The following is a 12,040-nucleotide window of genomic DNA, read 5'->3' as shown; positions in this document are numbered from 1 at the left end:
CCTCTTATTGTTCGGTCAGGGCGCGCACGCTGACACTTTTCTCAAGCAGCTTCAGTTGCGCCGCATCGCTGATACCAAAACCAATCTGGGTCACCGCCATCGCCGCGATTGCCGTGGCCGTGCGCAAGGTCTGTTGCGGGGTATCGCCACTGAGCAGACCGTGAACCATCCCTGCCAACAACGAATCGCCCGCGCCGACGGTGCTGGCGACCACCACTTTCGGCGGCAGCGCATGCAGGGCAATGCCGGCGCTGAACCAGTGCACGCCCTCCGAGCCCTGGGAAATCACCACATGCTCGATACCTTGCGCGTGCAGGCGGCGAGCGGCCTCGGCCTGCGCTTCGACCGAAATGATCGGCGCATCCAGCGCTTCGGCCAGTTCTTCGGTGTTGGGTTTGATCAACCACGGTCCCGCCGCCAACCCGGCACGCAACGCCAGGCCGCTGGTGTCGAGCACCACTTTCAGGCCCTGGGCTTTCAGGCGCAGCAGTAACGTCAGCAACCATTCAGGACTCACGCCACGGGGCAAACTGCCGGCGACCACCACCACATCAAATTCGGCGGCGATTTGCTCCAGCCGGGCCAACAGCGCCTGCTGTGCGTCGTCGCTGACGTTCGGTCCGGGACCATTGAGGTCGGTAATCCGCCCACTGCCTTCGGCCAGCTTTATGTTGCTGCGGGTCTCACCCGGCACCCGCACGAATTCGTCGACGAACCGCCGCTGGCTGAACAGGGTTTCGAACGCTTGTTGATTATCAACACCGAGAAAACCAGCGACGGTCAGGTGGTGTCCGAGATCGGCCAACACCTGCGCAACGTTGATCCCCTTGCCTGCCGCATGGCAAAGCATGGCGTCGCTGCGGTTGACCTGGCCCACCTGCAATTGGCCCAACTGCACCGTCAGGTCCAGCGCCGGATTGAGGGTCAGGGTCAGAATGTTCGCCATCAGTGACTCTCCAAAAGGGCATCGCCCACTAGCACCGTCTCTGCCGAGAGGGCCTCGACCAATGCCCGCACTTCGCCCGCCGTGCCGAGCGTCAACGCGCGCTGGGCCAGACTTTGCGCCGCGCTCATGTTCAACTCGCGCACGCAGGCCTTGACCTCGCCAATGCTGCGCGCGGCCACACTCAACTCATCGACGCCCATGCCCACCAGCACCGGCACCGCCAACGGATCGGCCGCCAACTCGCCACACACCCCGACCCATTTGCCATGGGCGTGGGCCGCACGCACGGTGATGTCGATCAGTTGCAAGACGGCGGGATGCAGGCCATCGGCTTGCGCAGACAGGGTTGGGTGACCACGGTCGATGGCGAGGGTGTATTGCGTCAGGTCATTGGTGCCGACGCTGAAGAAGTCCACTTCACGGGCCAGTACCGGCGCCAGCAACGCTGCAGAGGGCACTTCGATCATGATCCCCAGTTGCAGATCCACCACCGGAATTTCCTGACGCAAGCGCTGGGTCATGTCCCGCGCCTGACGCCATTCTTCAACGGTACCGACCATCGGGAACATGATGCGCAACGGCCGATTGTCCGCCGCCCGCAACAGCGCGCGGAGTTGGCTTTCCATGATCTGCGGCCGCTGCAAAGTCAGACGAATCCCGCGTACGCCGAGGAAAGGGTTCTCTTCTTTGTCGATGGGCCAATACGGCAACGGTTTGTCGCCGCCTACATCCAGGGTTCGCACCACCAACGGTCGACCGGCGAGGGTGTCGAGCACCCGGCGGTACTCGGCCTCTTGCGTCGCTTCGTCGGGCGCCTGGGTGTGCGCCATGAAAATCAGTTCGGTGCGCAGCAGGCCGATACCTTCCGCGCCCTGCTCCACCGCCAACGCCGTGCCTGCGCTGTCGCCGATGTTGGCGAACACTTCAACCGCATGACCGTCACGGGTCACGGCAGGTTTCAGGCGCAATTCTGCCGCTGCCTGCAGGCGTTGGCTGCGGGTATCGCGGTCGTGGGTAGCGCGTTGCAAAGTGGCCGAATCCGGCGCAACGCTTAAACGCCCGCGTTGGCCGTCGAGCAACAACAGGGTCCCTGACTTAATCAGCAACACCGCATCGCCGGCGCCAACCAACGCCGGAATCCCCAGTGCCCGAGCGACAATCGCACTGTGGGCGGTAGCGCCGCCGCGCGCGGTGAGAATGCCGGCGACGCGCGCTGGATCAAGGCGCGCCACGTCCGATGGACCCACCTCGTCCATGACCAGGATGTACGGCTGCTCCGGTTCGGCCGGGGTTTCAACGCCACACAACTGGGCCAATACGCGACGGCCAATGTCACGCAAATCTGCCGCTCGCTCGGCCAGCAAAACGTCCTGCAATAACTCCTGCTGCCGGGCGGCGCTTTCGATCACGCCGATCCATGCCGCTGCCGCGCTATCACCCTGCGTCAGGCGTGCAGTGACTTCGTCGGTCAAGCCCGGATCTTCGAGCATCTCCTGATGAGCAATGAAAATCTCGCGAATGGCGGTGGCCTGGGCGCGCTGGATCAGCGTCTCCAGATCCTGACGCACCGCGCTCACGGCCTGCTGCAAGCGCTGTTGTTCAGCCTCGAGCGACTCGCCTTGCTGCGGAAAATCGAAGGTCTGCGGCACTTGAACATGGGCCGGCCCCACGGCAAAACCGGGCGCTGCGGCAATCGCTTGAATGGCGCTGCCGTCCAGTGGCGCGAGCAGGCGGGGTACGTTGATCGCCGTCTGCGTCACCGCTGCCTCGGCAATGATCGGTGTTGCCTCTTGCGGCAGCGGCTCGATATCTTCACCCAGCCCTTGCTGCACGGCTGCGACCATGGCTGGCAACGCAGCGGCGGCAATCCCGGGTTCGGCGACAAACTCCAACACCTGCCCGCGACGCACGCCCAGGCTGAGCAATTTGGTCAGGCTCTTGACCGATACCGCGCTCTCGGCGCTATCGACGACCCGCACGCGAATCTCGCCCTCGAAGTTTTTCGCCAGTTGCGCGAGGATCTTCGCCGGGCGCGCGTGCAGGCCGTGGGCATTGGCCAGCACCACCTGCTGGCTCGGCCACTGCTGCGGCAATTCGCCACCCAAGGCCTCCAATATGGCGCGGCTGCTGGTGGCCTGACCTAATTCGTGGCCGCGACCTTCAATCAACAACGCGCACAGTCGTTCCAGCAACGCTTGATGAGCTTCACCCAGGCTGGCGAGGCAAAACAGACCGTTGAGCGGCTGGCCCAGATAGCGAATCGGCTTATCCGGGGTGACGAACGCGAGACCTGGGCGCTTGACCGTCTGCTCGCTGTGCAACCACCACAGGCCATCACCCAACGACAGGGCCTCCACCTGATGCAGCACCGCCGCGAAACCGTTGCTCACGCACTCGGCCTTGCGCAGCAGACGCGCGCCGCGCCACACCAGCTCTTCGAAGTCATCCGCCGACACGCCAAGGCTGATCATCTGCGCATCCAGCGCCAATTCCTGCGGCGCCCCTTGCAGCAGTTTGAGCAATGCTTCAGGCGTTCTGGCCTGACGCAACGCCTCAGCCAAATCGGTTTCGCCCAAGGCTCGCGTCAGCAGTTGCAGCAAACGCAGGTGCTCGTCGGTTCTGGCCGCGATACCGATGGCCAGGTAGACCATTTGCCCTTCGCCCCAGTCCACGCCCTCGGGGAACTGCAACAGGCGCACGCCGGTGGCGAACACCTGATCACGGGTGTCAGGCGTACCATGGGGGATTGCGATACCTTGACCGAGGAATGTCGAGCCTTGGGCCTCGCGGGCTTGCAGGCCCTGCAAATAACCCTCGGCGACCAGACCATCGGTCACCAGCTTGCTGGCAAGCAATTGCAGCGCGGCGGACTTGTCCACAACCGTTTGCGCCATGGAAATTTGCTCTACGGTAAGTTCGAGCATGCCTTTCTCCTGTTCGGTACCCACGGGCACCCGTTTCTTGTTTTGGCTGAGCGAAAGCTTAGGCAATGCCGGGGATAACTGTGTGACAGCCCGGATTAAGCATTTGCGGCAGAAAATTCTGTTGCTGAATCGTTTAATCTATCAACAACGGCACGTTACTCGATAATCTCTCGCCGTTGAAGTCCAACCGTCAGATGGTTGTGGGAAGTTTCTATAGGTCAGAGTCGAAAATAGGTGAGAGCTTCTCATTGGACCGTGGTCAGCAATTGTAGGAGCGGGCTTGCCCGCGATGGCGGTTTACCTGACACAGCGGGTTGCATGGATCGCGGGCAAGCCCGCTCCTACAGCCCGGTACTGGCATACAAATAACAAAAGGAATTTTCGGCTTGAAACTCAGCGATATTGCCCGTCTGGCCGGTGTCTCTGTCACCACCGCCAGCTACGTGATCAACGGCAAGGCCGAACAACAACGCATCAGCAGCGCCACGGTCGAACGTGTGCGGCAAGTGGTGGAGCTGCACGGTTTTCGACCCAACCCTCAGGCCGCAGGTTTGCGCAGCCGTCATACGCGCACGCTCGGTTTTATCCTGCCAGACCTGGAAAACCCCAGCTACTCGCGGATTGCCAAGCTGTTGGAGCAAGGCGCACGCGCCCAAGGTTATCAACTACTGATCGCCAGCTCCGACGACTCGCCCGAGAGCGAGTTGCAACTGCTACAACTGTTCCGCGCTCGACGTTGCGACGCGCTGTTCGTCGCCAGTTGCCTGCCAGAAACCGACGACAGTTATCGCGAACTGCAAAAGCTCGGCCTGCCGGTGATCGCCATCGACCGGGAAATGGACCCTGCGAGCTTCTGTTCAGTGGTCAGTGACGACCATGGCGCCGCCTTACAGCTCACCCGTAGTCTGCTCACACCCATGCCACGCCACATCGCGTTGATCGGTGCACGCCCTGAGTTGGTGGTCAGCCAGGCGCGCGCCGCGGGCTTTCGTGATGCCCTGAGCCATTTCGAAGGCACGATCTTCGTCGAACAGGGTGAGGCCTTCAGCCGCGAGTGCGGCCGGCGCCTGGCCACTGAATTGTTCGACCGCCTGGGCCACTTGCCTGACGCCTTGATCACCACGTCCTACGTGCTGTTACAGGGCATTTTCGATGTATTGCACAGCCGCAAACTCAACCCGACGCAGTTGCACCTCGGCACGTTCGGCGATACACAGTTACTGGACTTCCTGCCGTTGCCGGTGAACGCCATGGCCCAACAGCACTCGCTGATCGCCGAACAAGCGCTGGCGCTGGCCTTGGCGGCGGTCGAGCAGAATCAATACCAACCTGGCGTCCACGCGATTGCGCGGACGTTCAAGCAACGGATTCACGAGGCCTGAGCGTGACCCTGATCGACACCCATACCCACCTGGATTTTCCGGATTTCGACGCCGATCGCGACACCTTGCTCGCCAATTGTCGAGCGTTGGGCGTGGAGCGCGTGGTGGTGCTGGGGGTGTATCAACGCAACTGGCAACGGGTGTGGGATCTAGTACAAAGCGACGCAGGACTTTTCGCCGCGCTGGGACTGCACCCGCTCTACATCGATGAGCATCTTCCGCAACACCTGCGCGAATTGGCTGACTGGTTGACCCGCCTTAACGGACATCCGCAACTGTGCGCGGTGGGCGAGATCGGGCTGGATTATTTCGTCGAAGGCCTCGACCACGAACGCCAGCAACAGGTGTTCGAAGCGCAACTGCAACTGGCCGCCGACTTCAAACTGCCGGCCTTGCTCCACGTCCGGCGCAGCCACGCCGCGACGATCGCTACGCTGAAACGCTTCAAACTTGAACGCGGCGGCATCATCCACGCCTTTGCCGGCAGCCGCGAAGAAGCGCGGGAGTACATCAAGCTGGGGTTCAAGTTGGGACTGGGCGGTGCCGCGACCTGGCCGCAAGCGTTGCGCATGCACCGGGTGATCGCCGAGCTGCCGCTGGACAGCGTGGTGTTGGAAACCGACTCGCCGGACATGGCGCCGGCAATGTACCCGAACCAACGCAACAGCCCCGAGCATCTGCCCGACATCGCGATGGCGCTGGCGCAATTGATGGGCATTCCGGCGCAGGCACTGGCCGACGCCAGCACCCGCAACGCTTATGAATTGTTCAACTGGCGCAACGCCCCGGTTACACCCGAAACGCGCTGATCAGCTGTTTCAACTCCACCACCTGCAATGACAACTGACGGCTGGCGCTTTCAGTCTGATGCGCGCCCTCTGCCGTACGTTCGCCCGCGCGGTTGATCTCTACGATGTTGCGGTCGATATCGTGGGCAACCGCCGTTTGCTGCTCGACCGCCGCCGCAATTTGCTGGTTCTGATCGACGATCATGCCTACAGCACCGAGGATATTTTCCAGCGCCTGCTGGACCTTTTCCGACTGACTGACCGTGCCATTGGCCACTTCATGGCTGACGCCCATGGCCTTGACCGCCGCGCCGACGCCGCCTTGCAACTTGGCGATCATCTGCTCGATTTCTTCCGTGGATTGCTGGGTGCGTTTGGCCAGGGTGCGAACTTCGTCCGCCACCACGGCAAAGCCACGCCCTTGCTCACCAGCCCGAGCCGCTTCAATCGCGGCATTCAGCGCCAGCAGATTGGTTTGCCCGGCGATACTTTTGATCACGTCCAGCACTTGGCTGATGGACGTGCTATCAGCGGCCAATTGGTTGATCACCAGCACTGACTGATCGATCTCGCTGGACAGTTGGGCGATGCTGCTCTGCTGCGACGCCACCAGACCACGACCGCTGACGGTTTCCTGATTGACGCTGTGCGCACTGCTCACCGCCGCGGCCGCGCTGCGTGCCACTTCCAGTGCGGTGGCTGACATCTGGTTCATCGCCGTCGCCACCAACTCGATCTGACTGCGCTGTCCGGCCACCGCCTGATTGCTGGTCGCCGACACCGACTCCACCTGACCTGCCTGACGCTCGACCTCGACCACGGTCTTGCTCACCAACTCGATCAGGTCATGGATTTTCTTCACTGTGCCGTTGAACACCAGACCCAACTCGCCCAGTTCATCGTGACTGTGGGCAGTGAAACTGGCTGTCATGTCACCGGCAGCCACTTTGTCCATCACCCCGCCCAGGCGTTTCAACGTGGTGCGCGTCGACGCGTAGAAACCGCCGTACAAGTAGAGGATCAACAAAAACGTACCCGCCAATGCCGTCACCAACAAAATGGTGTGCAGGCGGTTTTCCACCAGACGCTCTTGCAACTGCTGGTTGAGGAACGCAACGATGGCGTCGTTCAATTGATAGGTTTGCGTCATCAGCTCGGTGGTTTGTTGATAGAACTGTTGCCACGGCATGTTCAGACTTTCGGCGGAGATCACCTTGTCTTCGAACAACTCGCTGCTTTGTTTGAGGGTCGCGAGACTGGCCTTGGCCTGGGTTTCCAGCACTTTGCGCGCCGCCGGGCTTTCATCCAACGCATCTTGCAGCTTTAACGCGTAATCGCCCTGAACCCGCTCCAACTGTTGCAGCAACTCATCGAAGTGGGCGCTGGCCGCTGAGTTGATCATGCCTTGGCCCAGCGAATAGGCGCCCATAGCTCGACCGGCACCAATGGCCTGGGTGATGATCGGGGTGGCGCTGGTGACCAAATCGGTGAGTTGCCGCACGTCGCTGCTGCCGTCCTGACTGAGCCCGGCCTGGCTGGCCACGACCTTGCCGAAGGTCTGCGCCTTGCTCAGCACCCGACCGACCATCCCCACTTTGCTTTGAAGCGAAGTCTCGCTCTGCGCGGCCTTGAAATCGGTAATCAGTTCATCGCGCTTGCTATTAAACGCCGCGACCTGCGCCGGATCCTCCAACGGCGCCTCCAGTGCCTGCATCGCATGAAAGACGCCGGCTTCCTGGGAAACGATCTGCGAGGCCAGCTCCGGGAACTGATTGCTTTGCCCGAGCACGCCATTGATCTGCACCAGATCATTGAGGGTTTCCAGATCCTTGCGCAGATTCAGGCTGGCGGTCACCAGATTGAGGCTTTGCAGCTCCGTGCGAGTGCCGACGAACTCGCGGTAGGAGTCGCGGACCAGATAAAAATTGGTGACCAACATCGGTAGGAAAAACAGGATGCTGATGAGCGTGAACTTCATCGCGAAGCTCAAACGGTTCATCAACGCGACAGCCGGATACAAAAGGCTCTTCACAAGAAGTCTCCCTTTTCTTTTATTTTTATTGGGTACCGCGAATCGTCAAAATAGCGAAATTCCGCCATTTAGCGATGTGACCTGTATACCTGATATCGACTGGGGGCTTTGTAACTAAAGGTAAATGGAAAAGTACGCCGACCCTGTAGGAGCTGCGCTTATCAGAGCAGCAATGTCCACAGGGCAAACCCTGCGTACCAGACCAGCGCCGAGCGCAGCAGCAGTTCCCAGATGGCATCCAGGCTGGCGACGCCATCGGCGCCCACTACCGGCGCCGGTGTTTCGCTGGCGATCTGACCGGCCCTTTTCACCAGTTCCGCCGCGCTGATGTTCCAGTTGAGCAATTCGTGAAGCATCACCCGGCTGACTGAGACGAAATTTCCCACCAAGGCGAAGCTGGCGACCAGCAGGCGCACCGGCACCCAATCGAAGGCGTGACGCAATTGCGCGGCGCGCTCGAGCACCGCCGGGTTCTTGCTGTTGTTCACCGCCAGCGCCAGCAACCGATAACTCAACGCCGCCACCGGTCCCAGCAAGAAGTACCAAAAAATCACCGCGAAGAAACTCTGATAGGCCTGCCACAGCAGATAGCCCTGAACGCCTTCCAGCAGTTGCTCACTGTTTTCGGCGACCACGCCCAGATCACGCTCAGCCACATGGCTGGCCGCCTGTTCATCACCCCGGCGCCAGGCATCGCGAAACGGCCCCAACGCCGTCAGCAAATCACCGCGCCCCAAGGCATAAATCAATACCAGCAAATGGATCGGCAGCCCCAGCCAGCCGTATGCCACCGACTGCACCACCACCAACAACAGCCACAGCAGCAGGACCGGCAGCAGCACCAGCAACGCCAGCACCAACCACGGACGCGATTGCAAATGAGGGCCGCTTTCCAGCTTGGCCAATTCGCGCAGCCACAGACCATCGCGCTGAACGCGGTGGCGCAAGCCTGAAAACTTCTCGATCCATACTGCAAACAGCAACACCAAAAAACTCATTCCCTGTTCCTCTCACTTCAATCTTGCAAAGCCGCCCGATAACGCGCCCAGTCAAAGCACGGACCTGGATCGGTCTTGCGTCCCGGTGCAATATCGCTGTGACCACAAATCCGCTGCGTGGTAATCGCCGGAAACGCCGCCTGCAACTGGCCCGTCAACGCGATCAACGCCGCGTACTGAGCGTCAGTGAATGGCTGATCGTCGGTGCCTTCCAGCTCAATGCCGATGGAGAAATCATTGCACGTTTCGCGACCCTGAAAATTAGACACTCCGGCATGCCAGGCGCGTTCCAGGCAAGAGACGAACTGGGTCACCTCACCCTCACGCTCGATCAAAAAATGCGCCGACACCCGCAGATCGGCAATGCCTTCAAAGTACGGGTGTTCTGTGACATCCAGTTTGTTTTGAAAAAACGCCTGCACCTTGCCGGTCTTGAACTGAGCCGGTGGCAAGCTGATGTTGTGGATCACCAGCAGCGAAATCTCAGCCTCGGGACGGGCATTGAAATTGGGCGACGGACAATGATGCGCACCCACGCACCAGCCGCTTGCGGAGTCCAACTGCATGGAGGGTTCCTTGAACGGGCAATCGATAAGCCCAAGTATGCCCGCGATGGGGAATCGCGGGGCAGCAATATTTGAGTGGGTGACGTGTCGTGCAGCAAACGCGGTCAGCGTAGGAGGGACATTCGCGTCTGTCAGACCGCACCCTTGAGGCGACGCAGATTCCCGATCACCGCTTCCAGCGCCCGGTCAAACAACAGCGCGTCATCCAACAGGCGCACCGCGCCACGACGAAACTCAACCGCGAGGCCCATGCGGGTCTTTTCCAACACCTTCATCCCGGTGCGGTTGACGAACACATAACGGCCGGTGGATTCGATGATCGCCGCCAGTTTGCAGCGCAATTTGTGGTCTTCGTCTTCTTGCATTTCCACCCAGCAACCGACTCTCAGCGCATCGACTTGCAGGACAGCAGCGTCATCGTCCGCCAGACGAATACTCGGCTCACTGAGGGCCTGTTCGCCAGGGGCGATCAGCACGATCTCTTCCATCACCTCGACCATTTCCCCCGTTAGCGCAGGGGCTGCGTGGCGTTCTTCCTGAGCATCTTGCTGGCGTGCAAAGTGCTGAAACGCCTGAACATGCAGACCCTCCAACTGGCTGAAAAAGTCGCTGGTGGCGAAGGGGTCGAACGCTGCGCTGGTCAGGCCATCGCGCAATGACTTGAGCAAGCCCGGCACCAGATCGAGCAACCGCTGCCGTGCTTCAGGCTCGTCGTGCAGTTCGACGCTCCAGATCAGATCGTCCATCGCACCCAGACCGGCCTGCCACTCTGCCGATTGCTCGCCATGTTTCAAGCAGGTCAACAGCAGCACCTTGCTCCAGGCTTCCTGGAGTAGACGCACCACCACTTCCGGCAAGGTCTTGCCCAACAAGCGCTGATTCAATTCTTGCTGTACCCGTTGACGCGCCAATTCAGCTCGGGCGCGGCCTTCCTCGGCATCACGGGTGCGCTGTTCCAGCAATTCGCTGCGACGACGCTCGTCACTGGTGTAGGCAAGGAAATCCACCAACAATTCCGAGAAAATCGCCGGATCGTCGACAAAATCATTGAGCAGCCGCTGTACCACTTGCTCAATCCGCACGTACAGCGTGTCGCGCTGATAGTCGTCGCGACCGCCCCAACCCAGGGCCGCCGAGGCAATTTCGTTCAACAAGCGACGCGCTGGATGACTGCCACGGCTGAAGAAGCTCTTGTCGATCACCGCCACTTTCAGCATCGGAATCTGCAAGCGGCCGATCAACGCCTTGAGCGAATCCGGCAGGTTGCGATCGTTGAGGATGAAATCGAACAGCATCGCGATCAGGTTGATTACGTCTTCATCGACCACACCCACGACGCGGAATTTACCGCTCTTGACGCTGACCCGGGTCAACAACTGCTCAAGCTGGTTGCGCAGATCGAACTCGTCTGCGGCCTCCGGCGCCGGTACGTACTGCTGCAAATGCGAGAGCAGGCGCAGCAGGTCGTGGCTGGAAATTGGTTTCGCTTCGGAATTGGGTGCGTGCAATGGCGTGACGCTGCTGCGCACCAGCGACAACAACTCCTGCAACGCCGCAAATACTTCGTGTACGTCAGAATCCAACGGCCGGCTGCTGCTGTTCGCCGCACGCTCTTCAGCTGCCTGCGTCGAACGCGCAGCGGCTGGAGCACGGTCGCTGACACGACGTGCCGGCGCGGCTTTAAGCTCCGGAAGAATACCCGCTGCGACCAACAGCTGATTGGCTTCACAGTAAAGATGATCGGCGTCGGTCAGCACGTACTTTTCGAACAGCTTGAGGATGATCAGTTTGACCTTGATTTCCACGCCCAGGCTGCGCCCGGCTTGCAGGAAAAAATCGCACAACATGGCCGGACCCATCGGGTTGGCCGCGTCGGTCAAAGGTTGCGGAATAAGACTGTTGAGACGCGTGGTCAGTTGGGTCAGGGCAAAGCCGTCGCGGCTCAATACCTTGGAGACCATGGCATCCACTGCCACCGTGCGTTCCAGATCGTCGTTATGCACCAGCGCCAGCTTATCGAACGTCACCGGCGCCTCGATTTCCGGCTCGCTGACCTCGTACTGCCCCAGGCGCAAAAAGGCCTCATAAAACTTGTCGAGAAAAGCGCGTTCGATGCTTTTGCGCTTCAGACGCAGGTCGCGCATGGCTTCGAAGAAGGTGTTCTGTTCGACGTTGTTATGCGCCCGATCGGCCATTTCAAACAGCGTATCGTCGGCGTTGTCGAACAGCGCTTGCAGGCCCTCTTTGAGCTGTTGCGCAGCCTTGTCGCGAACTTGCAGGAGCACAACGGGCAGCCTCGCCAGTGGCGACGTCGTCGCTGGCTCGGGGGTCGCTTTAGTCAGCGGCACCACTTTCCCGTCGTTTTGCATCCCGATCTCCTGCTTAGAACCGTCTGAACCTCCCC

General features: G+C 60.5%; 8 protein-coding genes. 2 read left to right on the top strand and 6 right to left on the bottom strand.

What is annotated here, in order from left to right:
* Positions 1–4: 4 nt before the first annotated feature.
* Together pfkB and ptsP are read right to left on the bottom strand one after the other, a co-directional pair.
* The gene (gene pfkB / locus ACF0H7_RS03355; RefSeq protein ID WP_397451390.1) at positions 5–946 is read right to left on the bottom strand and encodes a 1-phosphofructokinase; all 942 of its coding nucleotides are present in this window, start codon (positions 944–946) and stop codon (positions 5–7) included.
* Positions 946–3,870 carry a phosphoenolpyruvate--protein phosphotransferase gene (gene ptsP, locus ACF0H7_RS03350; protein WP_397451389.1) on the bottom strand — a complete coding sequence of 975 codons (2,925 nt, stop codon included), beginning with the start codon at positions 3,868–3,870 and terminating at the stop codon, positions 946–948. Before ptsP ends, pfkB begins: the two co-directional genes overlap by 1 nt.
* Before the next feature lie 386 nt (positions 3,871–4,256).
* Here ptsP and cra point away from each other — a divergent pair, with 386 nt between their 5' ends.
* Both cra and ACF0H7_RS03340 read left to right on the top strand, forming a co-directional pair.
* Positions 4,257–5,252 (top strand): catabolite repressor/activator, encoded by a 996-nt coding sequence (cra, locus tag ACF0H7_RS03345; protein WP_397451388.1) that lies wholly within the window; start codon positions 4,257–4,259, stop codon positions 5,250–5,252.
* 2 nt (positions 5,253–5,254) lie between these two features.
* Positions 5,255–6,061 (top strand): TatD family hydrolase, encoded by an 807-nt coding sequence (locus ACF0H7_RS03340; protein ID WP_397451387.1) that lies wholly within the window; start codon positions 5,255–5,257, stop codon positions 6,059–6,061.
* On the opposite strand, the gene ACF0H7_RS03335 is transcribed toward ACF0H7_RS03340, so the two are convergent.
* From ACF0H7_RS03335 to ACF0H7_RS03320, 4 genes are all read right to left on the bottom strand, one after another.
* Positions 6,042–8,072: a methyl-accepting chemotaxis protein gene (locus ACF0H7_RS03335; RefSeq protein WP_397451386.1), complete on the bottom strand. Its 2,031-nt coding sequence runs from the start codon at positions 8,070–8,072 to the stop codon at positions 6,042–6,044. The genes ACF0H7_RS03340 and ACF0H7_RS03335 overlap by 20 nt on opposite strands.
* 161 nt (positions 8,073–8,233) lie before the next feature.
* The gene (gene ampE, locus ACF0H7_RS03330; RefSeq protein ID WP_397451385.1) at positions 8,234–9,070 is read right to left on the bottom strand and encodes a regulatory signaling modulator protein AmpE; all 837 of its coding nucleotides are present in this window, start codon (positions 9,068–9,070) and stop codon (positions 8,234–8,236) included.
* Positions 9,071–9,087: 17 nt separating this feature from the next.
* A complete protein-coding gene (ampD, locus tag ACF0H7_RS03325; RefSeq protein ID WP_397451384.1) occupies positions 9,088–9,636 on the bottom strand; it encodes a 1,6-anhydro-N-acetylmuramyl-L-alanine amidase AmpD in 549 nt (182 codons plus the stop codon).
* A gap of 131 nt (positions 9,637–9,767) precedes the next feature.
* Complete coding sequence (locus ACF0H7_RS03320; RefSeq protein ID WP_397451383.1) at positions 9,768–12,005, bottom strand: DUF1631 domain-containing protein; 2,238 nt, start codon at positions 12,003–12,005, stop codon at positions 9,768–9,770.
* Between the last annotated feature and the right edge of the window lie 35 nt (positions 12,006–12,040).

This window comes from Pseudomonas sp. NA-150 (assembly GCF_044336365.1).
In the GTDB taxonomy this organism is placed as follows: domain Bacteria; phylum Pseudomonadota; class Gammaproteobacteria; order Pseudomonadales; family Pseudomonadaceae; genus Aquipseudomonas.
Note: the sequence above shows the minus strand (reverse complement) of the source record. Positions and strands in the feature narration are given on the sequence as shown.

Bases quoted from the DNA above. Each gene is read 5' to 3' on its own strand.
- pfkB (WP_397451390.1), bottom strand. From the start codon at position 946: ATGGCGAACATTCTGACCCTGACCCTCAATCCGGCGCTGGACCTGACG.
- ptsP (WP_397451389.1), bottom strand. From the start codon at position 3,870: ATGCTCGAACTTACCGTAGAGCAAATTTCCATGGCGCAAACGGTTGTG.
- ampE (WP_397451385.1), bottom strand. From the start codon at position 9,070: ATGAGTTTTTTGGTGTTGCTGTTTGCAGTATGGATCGAGAAGTTTTCA.
- ampD (WP_397451384.1), bottom strand. From the start codon at position 9,636: ATGCAGTTGGACTCCGCAAGCGGCTGGTGCGTGGGTGCGCATCATTGT.
- ACF0H7_RS03320 (WP_397451383.1), bottom strand. From the start codon at position 12,005: ATGCAAAACGACGGGAAAGTGGTGCCGCTGACTAAAGCGACCCCCGAG.